General features: G+C 31.9%; 15 protein-coding genes, 1 tRNA gene and 1 pseudogene. 12 read left to right on the forward strand and 5 right to left on the reverse strand.

Annotated elements, in window-relative coordinates:
• From AC0L3M_RS10075 to mptB, 4 genes and pseudogenes are all read left to right on the forward strand, one after another.
• Positions 1-837, forward strand: coding sequence for a hypothetical protein (locus tag AC0L3M_RS10075; RefSeq protein ID WP_473430652.1), 837 nt, complete (start codon positions 1-3; stop codon positions 835-837).
• A pseudogene (locus AC0L3M_RS10080) lies at positions 834-1,525 on the forward strand (glycosyltransferase family 2 protein). The gene AC0L3M_RS10075 and the pseudogene AC0L3M_RS10080 overlap by 4 nt, the downstream one beginning before the upstream one ends.
• Entirely contained in the window at positions 1,522-3,012 is a 1,491-nt protein-coding gene (locus AC0L3M_RS10085; protein WP_292947903.1) for a cellulose synthase family protein, read from the forward strand. The pseudogene AC0L3M_RS10080 and the gene AC0L3M_RS10085 overlap by 4 nt, the downstream one beginning before the upstream one ends.
• A gap of 170 nt (positions 3,013-3,182) precedes the next feature.
• Positions 3,183-4,541 (forward strand): polyprenol phosphomannose-dependent alpha 1,6 mannosyltransferase MptB, encoded by a 1,359-nt coding sequence (gene mptB / locus AC0L3M_RS10090; protein ID WP_473430653.1) that lies wholly within the window; start codon positions 3,183-3,185, stop codon positions 4,539-4,541.
• Between the two features lie 22 nt (positions 4,542-4,563).
• Here the strand turns inward: mptB and AC0L3M_RS10095 are convergent.
• Positions 4,564-4,645 (reverse strand) — tRNA-Leu (locus AC0L3M_RS10095).
• Positions 4,646-4,759: 114 nt separating this feature from the next.
• On the opposite strand from AC0L3M_RS10095, the gene AC0L3M_RS10100 reads away from it, so the two are divergent.
• The 5 genes from AC0L3M_RS10100 (at position 4,760) to AC0L3M_RS10120 (ending at position 11,172) form a co-directional block, all read left to right on the forward strand.
• Positions 4,760-6,148 (forward strand): dipeptidase, encoded by a 1,389-nt coding sequence (locus AC0L3M_RS10100; RefSeq protein ID WP_292947909.1) that lies wholly within the window; start codon positions 4,760-4,762, stop codon positions 6,146-6,148.
• Positions 6,149-6,244: 96 nt separating this feature from the next.
• Positions 6,245-7,135: a DMT family transporter gene (locus AC0L3M_RS10105; RefSeq protein ID WP_473430654.1), complete on the forward strand. Its 891-nt coding sequence runs from the start codon at positions 6,245-6,247 to the stop codon at positions 7,133-7,135.
• 465 nt (positions 7,136-7,600) lie between these two features.
• Entirely contained in the window at positions 7,601-7,966 is a 366-nt protein-coding gene (locus AC0L3M_RS10110) for a BlaI/MecI/CopY family transcriptional regulator (RefSeq protein WP_099568731.1), read from the forward strand.
• Between the two features lie 2 nt (positions 7,967-7,968).
• Positions 7,969-9,930 carry a M56 family metallopeptidase gene (locus AC0L3M_RS10115; protein ID WP_473430655.1) on the forward strand — a complete coding sequence of 654 codons (1,962 nt, stop codon included), beginning with the start codon at positions 7,969-7,971 and terminating at the stop codon, positions 9,928-9,930.
• A gap of 141 nt (positions 9,931-10,071) precedes the next feature.
• A complete protein-coding gene (locus AC0L3M_RS10120) occupies positions 10,072-11,172 on the forward strand; it encodes a DUF4407 domain-containing protein (protein WP_473430656.1) in 1,101 nt (366 codons plus the stop codon).
• 53 nt (positions 11,173-11,225) lie between these two features.
• Here AC0L3M_RS10120 and AC0L3M_RS10125 read toward each other — a convergent pair whose 3' ends face one another.
• From AC0L3M_RS10125 to AC0L3M_RS10140, 4 genes are all read right to left on the reverse strand, one after another.
• Positions 11,226-11,804: a PhnA domain-containing protein gene (locus tag AC0L3M_RS10125; RefSeq protein ID WP_473430657.1), complete on the reverse strand. Its 579-nt coding sequence runs from the start codon at positions 11,802-11,804 to the stop codon at positions 11,226-11,228.
• 64 nt (positions 11,805-11,868) lie between these two features.
• The gene (locus AC0L3M_RS10130) at positions 11,869-12,870 is read right to left on the reverse strand and encodes a type I phosphomannose isomerase catalytic subunit (protein WP_473430658.1); all 1,002 of its coding nucleotides are present in this window, start codon (positions 12,868-12,870) and stop codon (positions 11,869-11,871) included.
• A 57-nt stretch (positions 12,871-12,927) separates the two neighbouring features.
• On the reverse strand, positions 12,928-13,374 hold the full coding sequence (locus AC0L3M_RS10135; protein WP_473430659.1) for a glycosyltransferase: 447 nt from the start codon (positions 13,372-13,374) through the stop codon (positions 12,928-12,930).
• Between the two features lie 20 nt (positions 13,375-13,394).
• Positions 13,395-14,579, reverse strand: coding sequence for a response regulator (locus tag AC0L3M_RS10140; RefSeq protein WP_145003888.1), 1,185 nt, complete (start codon positions 14,577-14,579; stop codon positions 13,395-13,397).
• A gap of 179 nt (positions 14,580-14,758) precedes the next feature.
• On the opposite strand from AC0L3M_RS10140, the gene AC0L3M_RS10145 reads away from it, so the two are divergent.
• The 3 genes from AC0L3M_RS10145 to AC0L3M_RS10155 are packed head-to-tail and all read left to right on the forward strand — an operon-like array spanning position 14,759 to position 20,573.
• Positions 14,759-17,848: a hypothetical protein gene (locus AC0L3M_RS10145; protein ID WP_292947935.1), complete on the forward strand. Its 3,090-nt coding sequence runs from the start codon at positions 14,759-14,761 to the stop codon at positions 17,846-17,848.
• Positions 17,848-19,065, forward strand: a complete 1,218-nt coding sequence (locus AC0L3M_RS10150) for a hypothetical protein (RefSeq protein ID WP_473430660.1) — start codon at positions 17,848-17,850, stop codon at positions 19,063-19,065. Before AC0L3M_RS10145 ends, AC0L3M_RS10150 begins: the two co-directional genes overlap by 1 nt.
• Entirely contained in the window at positions 19,059-20,573 is a 1,515-nt protein-coding gene (locus AC0L3M_RS10155) for a glycoside hydrolase family 2 TIM barrel-domain containing protein (protein WP_473430661.1), read from the forward strand. The genes AC0L3M_RS10150 and AC0L3M_RS10155 overlap by 7 nt, the downstream gene beginning before the upstream one ends.
• Positions 20,574-20,728 lie beyond the last annotated feature (155 nt).

Below are 20,728 nucleotides of genomic sequence, written 5' to 3' on the forward strand. Positions count from 1 at the left end.
ATGAAAACCTTTGTTTTATATTGTTTCATGTTATTGGGTTATAACGCTTACGCGGAAAAAACTTACGTAAGGACATATTATGACAACGGAAACCTATTGTCTAAAGGTTGGATTAGCGATAATAACAAAATAGATTTTTGGATTTATTACTACCCAAACGGAAGCATTAAGAAAAAAGGAAACTATAGTAATAACCTTAAAACAAATTATTGGATAGAGTACCATGACAATAAAACAATCAAAGCTAAAGGCAATTATAATAAAGGCTTAAAAGAAAAGTATTGGACCTACTATCATAATAATAACACTTTACACAAAGCAGGTAATTATATTCATGGTAAAACCAGTGGTTACTGGAAAACTTATTATAAAAACACCTACTTAAAAAGTCAAGGTCTTTATATAAATGGACTAAAAAATGGCTACTGGAAAACCTATTATAACAATACAAAAACTAAAAGCGAAGGGCATTATTTAAACGATTTAAAAAATAAATTCTGGAAATTCTATTATAAAAACGCTGTAATTTCTAAATTTGGAAGCTTTAACCAAAACCTAAAATCTGGCTACTGGCAATATTTCCGCGAAAGCGGTAAAAAAGAAAAGGAAGGCCATTATCTAACTGATAAAAAAGTAAAATGGTGGCTATTTTATGATCACAACGAAAAAATTAATCATAAATGTCAACTTAAAGACAATCAAAAAAATGGATATTGTCTTATGTATAAAAACGAAGCGTTAATATCTGCAGTAAAATTTAAAGCAGGACAAAAAATAAAAGAATGGACCGATTTAAAGTCCTTTAAAAAAGAAAATAAATTAAGCGACCTTAAATGACCAAAATAAAAGTCATCATTCCTGCCTACAATGAGCAAGATTCTATTGCAAACGTTATAAACGATATACCGAAATTAGTAGATGAGGTAATTGTAGTTAGCAACAACTCTACTGATCTTACAGAAACTAACGCAAAAAATGCAGGTGCCACCGTTTTAAAAGAAAGTAACAAAGGTTATGGTTACGCCTGTTTAAAAGGTATGGACTACATCGCTAAGCAAACTAACAAACCAGATATAATTGTTTTTTTAGATGGAGATTATAGTGACTATCCGGAAGAATTAACCAAAATTGTAGCACCAATTATAGATCAAAATATGGACTTTGTTATTGGTGCACGTGTCAAAAAATTAAGAGAAGAAGGCAGTATGATGCCACAACAAGTGTTTGGTAATTGGTTAGCAACAACCTTAATGTCACTTTTTTTCGTGCTAAATTTTCTGACTTAGGACCATTCAGAGCTATTAAATATGATAAGCTCCTGGCTTTAAACATGGTAGACAAAACCTATGGCTGGACGGTAGAAATGCAACTAAAAGTATTAAAGCAAAAACTAAGCTATATAGAAGTCCCTGTAAACTACAGAAATAGAATTGGTGTCTCAAAAGTTTCAGGAACAATAAAAGGTAGTATATTTGCAGGCGTTAAAATACTAACGTGGATTTTCAAATACAGTTTTAAAAAGTGATTCTCGAAACCATTACCATTATTATTTATAGCATTGCGCTAGTACTTATTTTCATGTATGCTTTGGCACAATTAAACCTACTGTTTAATTACTTAGCAGCAAAAAAGAAAGAAGAAAACGGACCAAAATTTAACTTTAATAATTCGGAAGAAATTCCGTTTGTAACTATTCAACTTCCTGTTTTTAACGAGTTGTATGTTATGGATCGTCTATTGGACAACATAGCCTTAATGGATTATCCAAAAGACAAATTAGAAATCCAAGTTTTAGACGACTCTACGGATGAGACCGTTGCTACAACCAAAGCTCACGTTGATCAACTTAAAGCAAAAGGGTTAGATATTACACATATTACCAGAACCAACAGACAAGGTTTTAAAGCAGGTGCTTTAAAAGAAGGTTTAGAAATAGCAAAAGGAGAGTATGTTGCTATTTTTGATGCCGATTTTTTACCAGAACCAAATTGGCTTAAAAAAACAATTCCGTTTTTTAAAGACCCAGAAATTGGTGTAGTACAGACACGTTGGGGACACATTAACAGAGATTATTCTACATTAACAAAAATACAAGCATTTGCTTTAGACGCACACTTTACTTTGGAGCAAGTTGGACGTAGTAGCAAAGGTCATTTTATTAACTTTAATGGTACAGCTGGTGTATGGCGTAAAACCTGCATACTTGATGCTGGAAACTGGGAAGGAGATACCTTAACAGAAGATTTAGATTTAAGTTACAGAGCGCAACTTAAAAACTGGAAATTTAAGTATTTAGAAGACGTTGAAACTCCAGCAGAGCTTCCTGTGGTAATTAGCGCAGCAAGATCACAACAGTTTAGATGGAATAAAGGTGGTGCCGAAAACTTCCAAAAAATGTTTGGACGTGTGGTTAAAAGTAAAAACATTACAGCAAAAACTAAACTTCACGGATTATTACACTTACTAAATAGTACTATGTTTTTAAACGTATTAATTGTTGGTATATTAAGTATCCCAATGTTGTACATTAAAAACGAATACGCACACCTGAGACCATACTTTTACGTCATGAGCTTTTTTGTAGTTAGTACAATCATATTTTTTGTGTGTTATTGGGTTATGTACAAGCAAAGTCATGGTAACACATTTAAAGACTTTTTAAAATACATTGCACTATTTTTTACGTTTTTCTCAATAGCTATGGGCTTTTCACTACACAATTCTATTGCAGTATTAGAAGGTCACGTTGGTAAACGTAGTGAGTTTGTACGCACACCAAAATTTAATATCAGTACACTTAAAGATAGTTGGAAAGGCAATAAATATTTACGTAAAAATATATCCATTAATGTGATTTTTGAAGGTGCATTAATGCTATACTTTGCATTTGGTATGTACAGTGCTTTTGTGGTTGGAGATAAAGGTGGAGACTTCGGTTTATTTCCATTTCACTTAATGTTAACCGTAGGATTTGGATTTGTGTTTTTTAAATCCCTAACCTCTAAAGCATAGTATTTTGGGCGTTACCACAAGGGTCGCGTCTTCCATTATATCTTTTCTGCGACGCAGTTTTATATTATTTTAAAATTGTTTTATAACACAAACTCTTTGTAAACAGCTAAGATTTGTTGTAAACTATCGCAAAAAAGGATGCCATTTCAACCGCTAACGCAGGACGCATCATGCTTAATACATTGTTTCTAAAAACTAACAAACTAACACTACTACTAATACTAGCTAGCTTTTGTTTGTATGGTGTATTTGCTTATGATCTAGCTAGAACAGACCACACCAATCTAATATCCATATATATTGTATTATTTGGATTATTTCTTAAAATACTAAATAATAACAAAAATAATTTTAAGCTTTTATTTGCAATAGCAATCATTAGCAGATTAATCTTTTTAATAGCAATCCCAAATTTATCACAAGATTTTTACCGTTTTATTTGGGATGGACGCATGATATTACAAGGTTTTAATCCTTACCTACATACACCTGCAAGTTTTATAACATCAGGAAACTATCCTGTTGATCAAGCACAACAATTAGTAACAGGTATGCAAGCGCTTAACGCTAGCCACTACTCCAACTATCCTCCAATAAATCAATTACTATTTACGCTAGCTAATTTATTCTCTTCTTCAAGCATTCTTGCATCAGTAATAGGATTAAGACTTATAATAATAGCTGCAGATATCGGAACACTTTATTTTGGAGCTAAACTTTTACAAAGATTAAATCTATCTCCAAATAAAATATTTTGGTACATCTTAAATCCTTTTATAATAATAGAGTTAACAGGAAATTTACACTTTGAAGGTGTCATGATATTCTTTTTAATTCTCAGTTTATACTTATTACATAAAAACAAATGGCAATGGGCTGCTGTCGTCTTTGCGCTGTCTATTTCAACAAAACTCGTGCCTCTTCTATTTTTACCGTTATTTGTAAAATGGTTTAGAGTTAAAGACAACCATTCCAAAATTGATTTCAAAAAACTAATTTGCTTCTATTTAATAATTGGCGTCTCTACATTAGTATTATTTACACCCTTTTTTTCAATGGAATTTGTAAACAACTACTCCAAAACTGTAGGTTTATGGTTTGGAGATTTCGAGTTTAATGCAAGTATATATTACATCGCTCGAGAGGTTGGTTATTTAATTACTGGATACAATCAAATAGCAATAATTGGTAAAATATTACCTATAATAATTTTCATCTCCATTTGGTACTTAGCATTATCTAGACAAAACCAAAACTTTATAACCTTGGTAAAAAGTATGCTTATTGCTTTTACGGTATACTTATTACTAAGTACAACCGTACACCCTTGGTACATCGCATCTATTTTATTGCTTTCCATATTTACAAACTACAAGCATCCATTATTTTGGAGTTTTATAATCATAATAAGTTATTTAGCATATGCCAATGCAGATAACTCAGAAAATTTATGGATTATATGCTTTGAATATCTTGTGGTTTTCACAGCACTATTGTGGGACGTATTAAAACAAAAAAAGCTTCTCTAATAAGAGAAGCTTTTTTACTTTGTACAGGCGGAGAGACTCGAACTCTCACACCTCGCGGCACTAGATCCTAAGTCTAGCGTGTCTACCAATTCCACCACGCCTGCAACTTATACCGATAATTTCGGATTGCAAATATAAACAATAGTTTGAATATTCATAATAACTTCAAACAAATAATTTTCATTTTCGTATTTTTACATAAATTCAATATTATTTTAATGAAAAACATAAAGTCTTACGTCCAAGAAAACAAGCAACGTTTTCTTGACGAATTAATAGAATTACTAAAGATTCCGTCAATAAGTGCCGACTCTGCTTATAAAAAAGATACTATAAACACAGCCGATGTTGTAGCAAAAAGCTTAAAAGACGCTGGTTGTGATGTTGTAGAAATCTGCGAAACAGAAGGATATCCAATTATTTACGCACACAAAATAATTGATAAAGACTTACCAACGGTTTTAGTTTATGGTCATTATGACGTACAACCGCCAGATCCATTAAATTTATGGACTTCACCACCATTTGAGCCTGTTATTAAAACAACAGATTTACATCCAGAAGGCGCCATTTTTGCGCGTGGTGCTTGTGACGACAAAGGTCAAATGTACATGCATGTTAAGGCAATGGAATTTATGACAAAAAACAACACTTTACCTTGTAACGTTAAGTTTATGATAGAAGGTGAAGAGGAAGTTGGAAGTGTTAATCTTGGTAAGTTTGTAAAGCAAAACCAAGACAAATTGTCTAACGATGTGATTTTAATTAGTGATACTGGTATGATCGCACAAGACACGCCATCCATTACAACAGGATTACGTGGTTTAAGTTATGTTGAGGTAGAAGTTACAGGACCAAATCGCGATTTACACTCTGGATTATATGGTGGTGCAGTAGCAAATCCAATAAACGTTTTGACTAAAATGATTGCATCATTACACGATGACAATAACCATATTACCATTCCTGGTTTTTATGATAATGTAGAAGAGTTATCTTTAGACGAACGTGCACAAATGGCAAAAGCCCCATTCTCATTAGACAAATATAAAGCAGCTTTAGATATAGATGCTGTTTACGGAGAAGAAGGGTACACAACCAACGAGCGTAACAGTATTAGACCAACCTTAGACGTTAACGGTATTTGGGGTGGTTATACTGGCGAAGGCGCAAAAACAGTAATTGCTAGCCAAGCATTTGCAAAAATATCGATGCGTTTAGTACCAAACCAAGATTGGGAAAACATCACAGACTTATTCAAAAAACATTTTGAAAGCATCGCACCAAAAGGGGTTAAAGTAAAAGTAACACCTCATCATGGTGGCCAAGGTTACGTTACACCAATAGACAGTGTCGGTTACCAAGCAGCAAGTAAAGCTTACCAAGAAACTTTTGGAAAAACACCAATACCACAACGTAGTGGAGGAAGTATTCCAATCGTAGCGTTATTTGAGCAAGAACTAAAAAGCAAAACCATTTTAATGGGCTTTGGTTTAGATAGCGATGCAATCCACAGTCCAAACGAACATTTTGGAGTATGGAACTACTTAAAAGGAATCGAAACTATTCCGTATTTCTACAAGTACTTTACAGAAATGCATAAATAAAATTAGGGTGTCACCACCTTTTGCTTTTAGGAGGCAAAAGGTGGTCGCGTCATCCGTTATATCTTTATTTTGCCATATATGGCAGCAAAATAAAGGATGCCACTACTACCGCTTACACAACCAACCAAAGTGAAAGACCAACATTTAAAGCACGTATTAGCACTAACCTTTGCCACACTACTAATTAGTACATCAGGTAGTTTAGGGCGTTATATTAGCATGCCTGCTCCTGTTACAATTTGGTGGCGTAGTTTTCTAGCATTATTTTTATTACTAGGATACTGCAAATACAAAAACATCACCCTAAAAATAAATTCTAAAAAAGACTTGGGTGCTTTTGTGTTAAGCGCCTTATTTATGGCCTCGCATTGGATTACTTATTTTATTGCACTACAGTTGTCAAGTGTTGCTATTGGTATGTTAGCCTTATTTACATTTCCAATAATGACAGCCTTTTTAGAACCCCTATTTTCTAAAACAAAATTTGATTATATGCACCTTTTATTAGGCGCAATGGTCCTTTTAGGGATTTACATCCTTTCTCCAGAATTAGACTTTCAAAATGACTCCGTAAAAGGGATTATGTTTGGACTATTTTCTGCATTCTGTTATGCTATGCGTATATTAATACTTAAGCAATACGTAACGTCTTATCATGGTAGCAGTCTTATGTTTTTTCAACTATTAATAATAAGTATCGTTTTACTTCCTGCCTTATTTATATACGACATATCAAATATTAGCACACAGTTTCCGTATGTTATTATTCTAGCGTTAGTAACTACAGCAATTGGACACACTTTATTTATTCAAAGTTTAAACCATTTTAAAGTCAGCACAGCAAGTATTATTGGTAGTACACAACCAATATTCGGAATTATAATTGCGTTTTTCTTTTTAAACGAAATTCCTACTTGGAACACTTTTTTTGGCGGAATGCTAATCTTATCTACAGTTGTTATTGAAAGTTTACGCTCTAGAAACTAGTAACTAATCTATTCTTGTCATAAAAAACAACTTAATAAAAAGTCTTTATTTAGGAGTACCTTTTTTGTGATAACATAGTTCTTTCTGTTTGGGATGAGATCCTGAAACTTGTTCAGGATGACGTATTTTGGGTGATAACACGTGTGAGATTATTCAGTCGTACCTCCTTCTAAATGTAACAACAACACTTCTCCTTTTCTATTTCTGTAGCTATAACATTCTTTTTATAATAACAATAATCACGTCGCATCTCTGTCATTCAGAGCATAGCGAAGAATCTCTAAAAATCAAGGTTAATAAGAATGTCAAGTGTTACTGCTTTCCTCTTTAATTAAAGACGAGAATGAATTTTATTTCCCCTGAAAAGGAAATAAAAGAAAGAGAAGTTTGAAAAAAAACACCTCTACATTTGTAGAATCAATTTTTTTATTCTACATTTGTAGAAGTTAATCTAAACTTGTAGACATGCAATTATCAAAAACGGAAGAAGAATTAATGAATCACCTATGGAAACTAGAAAAAGCTTTCATGAAAGATTTACTAGAAGCCTATCCAGAACCAAAACCAGCAAACACAACCGTTGCAACGTTATTAAAACGTATGACTGACAAAGGTTTTGTAGATTACATAAAGTTTGGAAACTCTAGACAATACTTCCCTTTAGTAAAGAAAAAAGATTACTTTTCTAAGCATGTAAATGGCTTGATTAAAAACTTTTTTAACAATAGCAGCTCACAATTTGCGTCGTTTTTTACAAAAGAAACCGATTTAAGTAAAAATGAATTAGAGGAGTTAAGAGCAATAATTGACAACGAAATTAAAAACAAGTAATCATGGAACTATTACTATTAAAATCCAGTGTTTGCCTTTTGGTTTTACTATTGTTTTACAAAATAGCTTTAGAACCATTAAGTGTGCATAAATTTAAAAGAGTTTATCTATTGGTTGCTGTAGCAATAGCAGCTATCATACCTTTTATAACATTTGTAAAATATGTACAACCTACTTTTGATAACTCATCATTAATTTTTGATACTTCGACAACAATACCATTAGACACAAATTTTAAAATAGTAGAAGAAACCAACTACATATCTATCATATTATGGAGTATTTATGCTTTAGGAGTAGGTTTATTTTTTATTAGATTTTGTATTAATCTGTTTCAAATAGTTTCAAAAATCAGAAAACATACCAAAGTTAAAAGCAGTCATTTTGTTAATGTATTAATGGAGCAAATTGAAATTCCGCATACGTTTTTCAATTTCATCTTTTTAAATAAAACCAAGTTTGAAAACAATCAAATCCCACCCGAAGTCTTATTACATGAGCAAACGCACGCCAAACAAAAACACAGTTTAGACATCATAATTATAGAGTTACTTCAAGTCGTATTTTGGTTTAATCCATTATTGTATTGGCTTAAAAAAGAAGTAAAACTTAATCATGAATTTTTAGCAGATCAAGGCGTTATAAATCAAGGTACCGACACTAAAACTTATCAAACAATTTTATTACAATTCTCGTCTAATCAACAAGAATTAGCATTAGCAAATGCTATCAATTATTCATCAATCAAAAAACGTTTTACTCTTATGAAAACACAAACACCAAAAAGAACAAAATGGATACGTAGCGTATTGCTATTACCATTATTAGCGCTATTAATTTATAGTTTTAGTAGCACGAAAGAAGTTGAAAAAGAACTAACTCCAGCTATGCTTTTTCAAGATGAAAAAGAAGTAAATACTAGGCAAAACACCTTAACAAAACAAATTGAAGATGATTTAGAGAAAATCGGACAATTAAAAATCAATTACCTTAATCAAGACACAAGATTATTAGTAAACGGAATAGCATGTGATGGTTGTACACTTAACTTATCAAAAAAAGGAATAGCAGAGTTAATTTTAAGCACCTCTAACCAAGAAGATATAACTAACTTTAAGTTAAAAATCCCTGGAATAAAAACATTATTTAACGAAGGTAACATGCCAAATAATGAAGCTAGACAATATGTTTTAAAAACCAAAAAAGGTGATATTATTCAATTATTTGATATTAAAACTAAATCCAACAAATTTAAGCCTGTTATTATTAAGGTTGTAGACAAAAATGATGAAAACTATTCAGAATCGCCTAAAGTAAAAAAAGGAGATGCATCTAGTATTCCACCACCACCTCCACCACCACCTGTAAATCCAAATGCAACACCAGAGCAGAAAGAAAAACAAGAACGCGTTATAAAAAAATACTATAAAGAAAATAAAATCATAAAAGGTAAAGTTTATAAAAATCCTCCTCCTCCTCCAGCTCCTTTAAATTCAGATACTGAAACAGGATTTATAAACATTAATGATGAGGCTCATTTTTTTGTAACAACAAAAAACAGAACTAAGTATTATAACAAATCAGGAATTGAAGTCGACAAAAAAGGGAATAAATTATCTAATACTCCAACCGATGGTAGCAAAGTAATTCCTGGTCAAAAAATAACTAAAGTTTATAAAGACGGTAAACTTTTTATTAAATTTAAAAAAACCTGGAAGGATGACGACATAACACTTCCTCCTCCACCACCTCCAATGAATACTACAGATCATATTATTAGAATGGCAAAAAAAGACGCTTCATTTTATTATAATGGAGAAGCAATTAGCTCTGATAAGGCTTTGGATTTAGCTAAAAATAATTCAGAGTTAAACATATCATCACATACAAATAACGGTGTGTCCACTGTACATCTGTCTGAAAAACCAATAAAAACGGTTAATGGCAAAGTTGTAAACGAGTAATATTCGTTATAAAATAAAAAAAGCTTCATATAATTTGAAGCTTTTTTTGCTCAAAACTGTAACAAAACCAAACATTTAGCGTTCTAATAGACAATCAGTCCTAAACTTATCTTAGGGTCATCAATCAAAATCAATCACATCATGTTAAAACAATTTTTCATTATCTGTTCTGGAGCAGATACAGACCTCCTTAAAACATCCTCCATTGGCGAGCAAAACAAATATGCAGGAATAGGCGCAACCGTATTTTTTACTGCAGTAATGGCATTTATAGCTTCTAGCTATGCGCTTTATACCGTTTTTGACAACGTGTATATGTCCATTGGATTTGGATTAATCTGGGGACTTTTAATTTTTAATTTAGACCGCTTTATTGTGTCAACTATTAAAAAAAGAGGCAATTTTCTAAACCAATTATTACAAGCTACACCTAGATTAATTTTAGCATTAATTATAGCTATAGTCATCTCAAAACCTTTAGAGCTTAAGATTTTTGAAAAAGAAATCAATCAAGTATTACTGACAGAAAAAAATGCAATGACCCTTCAAAATCAAGAAGATATTGCGTTGCAATTTTCACCTAAAGAAAATGAATTAAAACAAAACATAGCCACTCTTCAAAATGAAATAACAACAAAAGAAGCTGAAGTTAACACCCTTTACAACACCTATATTACAGAAGCAGAAGGTACCTCTGGCACTAATAAACTTGGAAAAGGACCAGTCTATAAAGAAAAACGTGACAAACACGATACTGCTTTCGCAGAATTACAGCAGATAAAAACAGATAATAAAACAAAAATTGCAACTATTGAAAGTGAAATAAGTCAACTAAACTTGGATTATAAGCTACAAGTAGACAACACACAACCCATTATTGATGGCTTTGACGGTTTAATGGCCAGAATAAATGCCTTAAACACCTTACCATGGTTACCGTCGTTTTTTATATTCTTATTATTTTTAGCTATTGAAACCTCTCCAATAATAGCAAAACTATTATCACCTAAGGGCGAATATGATTTTAAACTAGAAGACCAAGAAACAGCTATTAAAACGGTTGTTGAGCAACGTGTACAAGAAAGAAAATTATCTGCGAAAGCCGACTTTAAAATAAATGATAAAATTTATACTGATTTATCTGAAGACGATGAACTGTATCAATACAAACGTAAAAAAGCTAGCCAACTAATGCAACTTCAAGCAGATGCATTTAATAAACAACAACAAAAAGCGTTATAACAAAAAAAGGCTTCAATTAATAATTGAAGCCTTTTTATATGTTGTCATTAAGATTATAGTTTCTTAACGTACTCTGTAATAATAACGGTAAGTGTTGGTCCTACTTTACCTTCAATATAGGTCGCATTTTCACGATCTAATCTAATATTTCTGACCGCTGTACCTTGTTTAGCCACTTGACTAGAACCTTTAATTTTAAGATCTTTAACTAAAACAACACTATCTCCAGTTTCTAAAATAACACCATTACAATCTCTATGGATAATTTTATCAGCTTCGTCTTTATGCTCATCCGTTAATCTAGCTATTGCTAAATTATCATCATCCAAGTACATCATGTCTAGCAAATCTTTTGGCCAACCTTCGCCTCTTAATCGTTGTAACATTCTCCAAGCCATAATCTGAACAGCCACGTGCTCTGACCACATACTATCGTTTAAACACCTCCAATGGTTTGCATCCATTTCTGTGTTTTTTTCGATTTGATCATAACAGTTAGCACATACCATTAAACAAGTATCAACAGTTTCGTTTAATGATGGCGGAATATTATATTGTCTTGTATCTACATTAGAAGTACACAACTCGCAATTAGAGTTACTTCTTTCTTTTAACATTTGTAAAACGCTCATATTTAATATTATTTGATGCGCACAAATATAGTAATTGCTTTGTGTTTAGCTATTAAAACTACAACTAAGATGCGTGTTGTATATTATTTACTGAGCTATCATCAATATATACCTCTAATAGTTTAGCGTTAGTAGAATTAAAAACCACTGCATTTGCTTTAGCTGGAATTAGTATGGTTTCACCCATTTTTAAAGTTTCATGTTCAGTACCTATGGTAACTTCTACTGTACCTTCCACACACATAAATATTACAAAAGAGTCCAAGTTGTCATATGATTTTGCTTGAAGATTAGTAATATCCAAAATATTAGTTGTAAAGTATTCGCAATTAACCAAATTAGTCCTAGTATTAGGTTGTATGCTATAACTAGCTTTACCGTTAGTATCAAATTGTTTTGTTGCTTGCTCAGCTAACTTAGTATGCAACTCTCTTTTTTGACCATTATCATCTACTCTATCCCAATCATATACGCGATATGTAACATCTGAAGTTTGTTGTATCTCTGCAGCTAAAACACCTGCTCCAATAGCATGTATTTTTCCTGCTGGTATAAAAAAACTATCGCCTTTTTTAACTTGCTCTCTGTTAAAAATAGCATCCACATTATCTGCATTAATATGGTTTAAAACTTCTGGGTTTATTGTTTTATCTTTTAATCCTAATACAATATCTGCATTTTCATCACTATCCATTATGTACCACATTTCTGTTTTACCAAAACTATTGTGATGCTTTTTAGCCATTTTATTATCAGGATGCACTTGTACAGACAAATCTGTTTTGGCATCCAAAAATTTAATTAATAAGGGAAAATCAAATCCAAAATTTGCAAAGTTATTTGCACCTAACAAATCTGCTTGATGTGTTGCTATTAATTGTTTTAAACTAGACCCTTTGTATATACCATTACTAACTTCAGAAATATTTCCATTTACATCAGAAATCTCCCAACTTTCGCCAACATTATCTTTAGCAGTGTTTTTACCTAATAAAGTTCCTAGTTTGTTTCCTCCCCAAATTTTTTCTTTTAATATTGGATTGAATTTTATTGGATATACTTTCATAGTTCTGAATTTAAAATTTACTTAAATATTGTAGTTCGATAAACTGGTTTTTGACTTTTATTTTTTTAAATAATCAATAATTGAAAACAAGCTTTGAAACAGAGACACTTTAATTTTACGTTTTTTAAGCTCTTCGATATTAAACTTAGATAGTAGTTCTTGATTTTCGTTTATGGCATCTATCAAGCCATTTAAGCCATGATACTTGATGTTTAGCATATTTGCAGACACATATCCTAATTGATTTAGATTAAATTGGTTGGACATATATCTTGCTCCTGCTCTGACTGCCGAAATATCTGATTTAAACTTTTTAATATTTACTACAGACACTTCTGGACAAGCCTCTTTAATTTCGTCCAACAAAACAGATGTATTATCCTTACTATCATTGTCAACAAAACATAATTTTAAATTTGATGTATTTCTTATTTTTTGAATAAAAAAAGAGGGGTTAATTTGTTTTTCGTTATTGTGAAAGATTATGATAATACCTGTTTTCATGATTTGGGGAAATTTAAAGATTAGGCTACATTAACTTTAGTTGCGACTGCTGCTTTTGAATTTTGTTTTTTATTTCTGTAAACCCAAGCAATTTGTCCTAATTGTCCAACAATTTTTACTGAGTCCTTCATTGATAGTTTAGAACCATCTGCATGTATCCATCTTTTTAATGGTTGCTCACATAGCATTGCTTTTGCTTCTTTTAATCCAAAATGGATACTCATTCTTTTAAAAATTTCTACATCAAAGATCCATTGTGTTACAAATTTTTTACCAAAAGCGATATCAATTACATCTTTATGAAAGATTTTAGCACCACATTGTGTGTCTTTAAAATCCATTTTTAAAATCTTTCTGATAATAAAGTTTATTGTTAAGCTAATTATTTTTCTTGCAGACTCTTTAGTAATATTTGCTCCCATTCTTGAAATACGAGAACCACTTACAATTTTAAAATCTGTTGTTTCAATAGTTTTAACTAAATCATCAAAATCTGCTAAGTCTGTAGATAAATCTGCATCTAAAAATCCGATGTAGTCTAAATCTTCTTTTTTAGCCATATGCAACATTCCTAAACGTACAGCTTCAGCTTTTCCTCCGTTTTTCTCACAGTCATAAACTGTAATAAAATCTTCTCTTCCTTTTTGTAATTCTTTTAAAACTTCTAATGTTTTATCCTTACTTCCATCATTTACAAAACATAAATGATATCCTGAGTTTTTATCTATATAAGTAATAAACTCTTCACTTAGCAAACGCTCTTCTTCATTGTAACATGGTATCACAACACCTACGCAACGCTCTTGGATCATTACATCACTTTTAGTTACTATATTAGAAACTTCTGGCGCACCAATTAATCGTTTTACACGAGCACTAATTTCGTTTAAGCTTAATGGTTTTTTCATGTAGTCATTAATACCTAATTCAAAACCTTCAGTAATAGTTTCATCTTTAGTTTCACCAGACAAAACCATTATTGGTGTTTGAGAGTTTTTAGTCAGTCTAATATGTTTTACAACTTCCAATCCTGATAATCCTGGCATATTGATGTCTACAATTACTAAATCTGGATTAAAAGATTCATATAATTCTAAACCTTTAACTGCATCTGTTTCGATTTTTACTTCGTAACCTAGCTCTACTAATCTTTTTTGTAAAGGCAGTAATACTAATTGTTGGTCATCTATTGCTAAAACTTTCATAATAAGTGTGTTTGTTTGTTGTTGATGGTACAAATGTACATGAGATAAGTGCCTTAAATTTGTAATTTAGTTTAACCTATAGCTAAGTGTCGACGAATGGTAGATTGCTGTAGATAATTAAAAATGGAAGCCCTATTTTATTTATTTATCTTTACCATATATAATAGCGTAAGCTTTAAATGAAGGAAACCTCAAACAAATATTTAATCACAGCTATACTTTTAGCTTTAGCATTTCATGGTAGTGCCATATTTTTTACTTTGGAAACTACTTATGATGCGTTAATACACTTGTTTTTTGCAGATCATTATGCTAATAGCTGGTTTGAACCTTGGAATTACGAATGGTATACAGGTTTTACCGTACAAAGTTATCCGCCTTTAGTACATCAATCCATTGGACTACTCTCCATGATTGGTGGTTTAAAATTTGGAATGTTTAGTGTTGCGTTAATTGCTATTGTCCTGTTTGTGACTGGTACTTATCGTTTTTCATTAATGATGACCGCTAATAAAACGGTAGCTGGTTATGCTTGTGTACTGGCAGTATTTAGTTCATCGTTTGTAGAGACGCTTCATATTTTTGGACAATTACCTAGTATTGTTGGTGTATCTGTATTAATGCATGCCTTACCCGAAATTTACTTATGGTTAAAAACAGGTAAAAAATGGTACTTAGCAACCTCATTATCTTTAATAGCAGTAACGGTAACTTCACATCATGTAACACCAATTTTTGGAATGATCTTTTTTATCTTCCCTTTAATAGGAATGGTAATTATGGATGTTTCGCGAGAGCAAGTCAACACCATGAAAGACGTGACTTTCAAAATATTTTTGAATAGCTTTTTTAAACTTTTTAAACGTATTGTAAGTTTTGGAATGCTGTCACTAGTCCTAATCGTTGGATGTATTTTTCCATATTGGCTAAACTCCAAAGCCAATCCAATTACTCAGGTTCCAATTCCGCATGGTTCTCGTGATAATTTCTTAGAAATCACATCCTCTGGATTGGTATTCTTTTTAATTCCGTGGGGAATTTTACTAATATTATTACCTTATATTTTTTACAGATATTACAGCAAACGCTACTTGTTTTTTGGACTATCAATAACTATTTGTACCATTTTAGGAACTGGAGGAACTACTCCTGTACCACTAAAAATGTTAGGCGAAACTGCTTTTAATATTTTAACCTTAGATAGATTTACACTTTGGGCTTCCATATTATCCATTCCGTTAATGGGTGAATTTGTATATCGTTTTGTTGAAGGTGATTTAAAAGAACTTATTCAGTCTAAATTTGGTGCTGTTTACCATCGTATTATTGGCGGAATACTTGCTGGACTCATGGTATTTATGGTAGTTTTTACTATGAGTTTAAATTATTTTAGACCATCGCAGCCTCAAAAAATTAAGATGTTGCCTATTGTTAATTTTTTAAATCAAGATGATCACGATAAATGGCGTTTTTTAACGCTAGGTTTTGGAGATCAAATGGCTTGGCTAAGCGCGCAAACTAATGCCATGACAGTAGATGGTAATTACCATTCTGCAAGACGATTACCAGAATTAACCACACGACCAATCGAGCGTTTAGAAAACTCAAAATTTAAAGGAGTTGCCGGAATTGGATCTTTACAGCAATTTTTAACAACGCCAGAAAAATACAATCTTAAGTACATATTTTCTAACGATAAGTTTTACGATCCCATACTCTACTTTTGTGGTTGGCAACGTTTACGACAATTAGAAAACGGGATTATGGTATGGGAACGATTAAACATTCCGCCTGTGTCTTCAATTTTACCAAAAGAAGATGTTGCCAAATGGGTTAAAATAATGTGGGGAATTATTCCGTTTTTAACCGTTTTAGTGGCATTTGTTTTAAATATTCAAATGCTTTGGGTTAACGCTTTAAAAACTCGGATAAAACCAGTTACCGAATTTTTAAAATTCCCAACTACCTATAATAAGTTTAATAGAAACGTTTTACGTATCACACACCTTTGGTCATTAATTCTAGCCATAGCTGTGTTTTATGGTATTTATTTGTTCTACTTAAAAAACGACTCGCAACGCAGTCCAGAAAATGCCATTATCGCCTATTATGATGCGTTAGATTTTAAAGAATTTGAAAAAGCACATAGCTTAATAGATCCGGAAAACCAGTTGCCAATAGCACAATACATGCTAGAGATTTCAGTAACCGATGGGTTGCTAAGTAGCTACGCAAAAATGGATGCTATCACGACTGAAATAACTAAACATAATGACAGTACAGTATCGGCAAAAGTAACTAGCCAATGGATTACACCTCTAGAAAAAATTGAAAAAGTGGATTACAAATCGCTATCAAAACGTCAAGGCAAATGGTATTTACAACCTGACGATTTAAATAACGACTTACCTCCAGACCAACTCTATTCTGATAACACAACCAAGTACTTTAATCAAGGTCGTAGACGTATTACAACAGAAGCAACTCATCATGAAGACGTGTTAAAACAGCCAGTTTTGGAGGTCGTTTCTGCAAAGTTAGTGCAGTATGATGGCAGTTATGCTATTATTGGAGAAGTCCAAAATGTAGACAATGTACCAGCAGATGTTATTTTAAAAGGTACCTTGTATAACGATAACAACAAACAACTAGCAACCTATAATGCAAAGTACCACGTTAAGCATAAATTAATGCCTAAAGAGTCTAGTAGTTTTAGGATTAATTTTGAAGGTATTGCTTGGTCTAGAACACAAGATTCTATTCCAGATACATTTAATCCAGATGAATTTACTCCAGTTGAGTTTGAAGAGCAACCAACAAAATTTAACTTACAAGCAGCAGGAAATGTTTCGGGATCTGACTTGTACAAAAACGTTGTACTAAGTGCCATAAGTATTAAAGACAGTATTATAAACGGAAACTTATTTAATAGTGGTATCCAAGAGATTACAATACCTCAGCTTTTAGTAACTTACTATGATGAAAACAAAAACATGGTTTGGGTCGATCATTTATTTGTAAAGGAAGGTGTAAGGCAACAACGCAAACAAGATTTTGAATATCAGATTTTAAAGGACGGTAAAGTTAAAATCATAAATAGTGATATGAAAAATATCTTTGTAAATGGTTTACCAAACGATGCTATAGCTGGAAAAATAGTACCTAACAGAATTGAAAACCATAGCGATGCCCAATTACAAAAAATTGATCATCCCGATTTTAGTTATATAAAAATAGAAATTAACACCTACATAGGAAGTCCAAATTAATGCCATTTAAACGCACATACATATTTGTTATAGGTCTGATTTTATTATCATCGTTTGCTGTTGTACAACAAAGCGAGAAGATTAATCCTATCAAATTGGTAACGACACTAACAGATTATAATGTTGGCAAGCCTATTGTTTTAAAGTTTACTGCTTCAGACGATCAAAAACCATTATTGTATTGTTCTAATAGTTATGGGTCTACTTTAGTTTCGGCTATAGCCGAAGATGGTACACTTCAATATATAATTCCGGAAAACATAACCAAAAAAATTGGTGTGGTCAATTGGATATTATTAGATAAAAATAAATCTGCGTCTGGTCAATTTAATATAAATCCAAAAGCAGAAGTTGCAACCATGGAAACTTATATTGGTCCTCCAAGTATTGAGGCTGGAGCAACAGATTACACAATGTTGGTTGTTATCCCAACAGATTCTTTAGATAATCCAGTGCCAACAAACACTAAAGTTGATGCTAAATTTCAATTTTTAGCTTCAGAAGAAAAAGAGGTCATTTTTACAAAAAACTTGATTTCTTATAAAAACATTTATTCTAAAAAAGAAAGTGGACGCATGTTAGTGTCATCGGAAAGTTTAGGAGTTAACTCCAAAGAGTTTACCATTAATGTTTGGGCAGCCATCCCAACAGATTTTAAAATTATGGCACAACGACCACATAATTACGCAGACGGAAATCAGGTTACCACATTTAACACCACAGTAATTAAAGACAAACAAGATAATGTGGTTAGTGATGGTACTTTTGTTACCTTTTTTATTACCAACACTAGTGGAAATATTTTAAAAACCACAGGTACCACCATTGAAGGAGTGGCACATGCAAAAATTATTCATCCTGATTTTAAGGACAATTGGAACATAAAAGCCTATGTTGATGGTATGGCAGAAAGCGATACAATTACAGTAAGCTATCAAAGCGTTATTGAAGATTTTGAGGTTGATTTTGACAAGCAAAATCGTGAAATTTTAGTAGGTCCATTACAAAGTTTCATGAAGCAAATGATTCCGGATGGCTTGCACGTCAAACTTTTAATTTACAAAGACAATGTGCTTATTGACACCATTATAAAAACATCTTTTAATGGCTATGTTACTTTTAATTTAAAGCCTGCAGTTTACCAAAACGACACGTATAGTTTTAGTGTTGAAACCGCTGGAATAAATAAAACATTTAATAATAAAAAACTATGGTAGGTCTTAACAAAAACATACTACGTACCATATTAATAATCTCATATATTATGATTGTAGCCTTGATAATATCTGGTATTAGTGGGCTTTTTAGCTACTTAAACACTGGAGCAGACAGAAGCACAATGCTACATACCGAAATACAAAAAATAGAACAATATGCTCCAAAATTAATTTGGGAACCTTTACAAAACGAAGGTCGTCCAATGGATAACGAAAACTTAAATGCATTACAAAATGACTATTTAGATGCTTGGTATGTTAAACAAGTAGCCTACAAAACCAACAAAACTGCTGGTATAAAAGATTATTACACAGATAGTGCTAGAGAAAATTTATATAGTTTTATTGAATTAAACAAAGCTGAAAACACAACTATTGAAGCCACAACATTAAACCACAATCCTACTTTAGAATTTTTTAGTGAAGATGGACAGTTAGCTGTTGTTACAGATAGAAATGTTGTAGAATATAAACGTGTTTTTAAAGCTGAACAACTAGTCCTAGAAACAACAGAAACCTCAACCTATAAAATGGTGTTTTTGCTAGAAGATGGATTTTGGCGTATTAGACATCTTGTTAAAGAAAACACTAAACCGTACTTACCAGAAATAGCAAAAATTGAAACTGATAGTTTAATTATTAAAGGGATTAATTATTATCCAAAAGCAACCCCTTGGAATATGTTTGGTGACGCTTTCGCGAAAGACACTATTATTAGTGACTTTAAGGTTATTAAAAATGCAGGCTTAAATTCGGTTAGAATTTTTGTGCAATATGATGACTTTGGAAAAGCTGATGTCGATCCTAAAAAATTAGAAAAACTAAAACACACTTTGGATGCTGCAGAAGAGCAAAACCTAAAAGTAGTAGTTACGTTATTTGATTTTTATGGTGATTATTCTGTGATGAATTGGACCTTAAACCAACGTCACGCAGAAACTATAGTGTCCACTTTTAAAGACCACAACGCTATTATTGCTTGGGATATTAAAAACGAACCTAATCTGGATTTTGAATCTAGAGGAAAAGATATGGTTATCGCTTGGTTGGACAATATGATTGACTTAGTAAAATCTATAGATAAGGTACATCCTGTAACTATTGGATGGTCAAACACCCAAAGTGCACCCATTTTAAAAGATAAGGTAGATATTGTTTCGTTTCATTATTATGAAGGCTTAAGCGAATTGGATGCTGCAATAAAAACAATGCAAAACCAAATACCAAACAAACCATTAGTATTACAAGAGTTTGGAATGTCATCTTACAATGGTTTTTGGAAACCTTTAGGAAGCAATGAAGAAGATCAAGCTAACTACCATAAAAAAATACAAGAGATTATTGCTGCTAATAATTTACAATTTATGTCTTGGACGTTGTATGATTTTGTAGACGTACCAAAAGCTGTTGTAGGTAGCAGACCTTGGAGACGTAATACCCAAAAACATTTTGGGTTTATTGATAAAAATGGTGTAAAAAAGGCATCATTTAAATATATTACTAACTAGTAGCAGATAGCTGTTTAAATAGTTTTATAAAAGCAAAAATCTCAAATTAAGTAAGTTAATTTGAGATTGTATAAAACTATATTTGCTAAATCAATATGAGATATTTATTTGTTTGGGACAAAAAAGGTATCGTAATTTACTAGTACTATTCTGCT

The sequence above is a fragment of the Olleya sp. KJ81-1 genome (genome assembly GCF_055808135.1).

Excerpts from the sequence above, each read along its gene's own strand:
- AC0L3M_RS10075 (WP_473430652.1), top strand. The coding sequence starts at position 1 with ATGAAAACCTTTGTTTTATATTGTTTCATGTTATTGGGTTATAACGCT.
- mptB (WP_473430653.1), top strand. The coding sequence starts at position 3,183 with ATGCTTAATACATTGTTTCTAAAAACTAACAAACTAACACTACTACTA.
- AC0L3M_RS10100 (WP_292947909.1), top strand. The coding sequence starts at position 4,760 with ATGAAAAACATAAAGTCTTACGTCCAAGAAAACAAGCAACGTTTTCTT.
- AC0L3M_RS10105 (WP_473430654.1), top strand. The coding sequence starts at position 6,245 with ATGCCACTACTACCGCTTACACAACCAACCAAAGTGAAAGACCAACAT.
- AC0L3M_RS10110 (WP_099568731.1), top strand. The coding sequence starts at position 7,601 with ATGCAATTATCAAAAACGGAAGAAGAATTAATGAATCACCTATGGAAA.
- AC0L3M_RS10115 (WP_473430655.1), top strand. The coding sequence starts at position 7,969 with ATGGAACTATTACTATTAAAATCCAGTGTTTGCCTTTTGGTTTTACTA.
- AC0L3M_RS10120 (WP_473430656.1), top strand. The coding sequence starts at position 10,072 with ATGTTAAAACAATTTTTCATTATCTGTTCTGGAGCAGATACAGACCTC.
- AC0L3M_RS10125 (WP_473430657.1), bottom strand. The coding sequence starts at position 11,804 with ATGAGCGTTTTACAAATGTTAAAAGAAAGAAGTAACTCTAATTGCGAG.
- AC0L3M_RS10130 (WP_473430658.1), bottom strand. The coding sequence starts at position 12,870 with ATGAAAGTATATCCAATAAAATTCAATCCAATATTAAAAGAAAAAATT.
- AC0L3M_RS10135 (WP_473430659.1), bottom strand. The coding sequence starts at position 13,374 with ATGAAAACAGGTATTATCATAATCTTTCACAATAACGAAAAACAAATT.
- AC0L3M_RS10140 (WP_145003888.1), bottom strand. The coding sequence starts at position 14,579 with ATGAAAGTTTTAGCAATAGATGACCAACAATTAGTATTACTGCCTTTA.
- AC0L3M_RS10145 (WP_292947935.1), top strand. The coding sequence starts at position 14,759 with ATGAAGGAAACCTCAAACAAATATTTAATCACAGCTATACTTTTAGCT.
- AC0L3M_RS10150 (WP_473430660.1), top strand. The coding sequence starts at position 17,848 with ATGCCATTTAAACGCACATACATATTTGTTATAGGTCTGATTTTATTA.
- AC0L3M_RS10155 (WP_473430661.1), top strand. The coding sequence starts at position 19,059 with ATGGTAGGTCTTAACAAAAACATACTACGTACCATATTAATAATCTCA.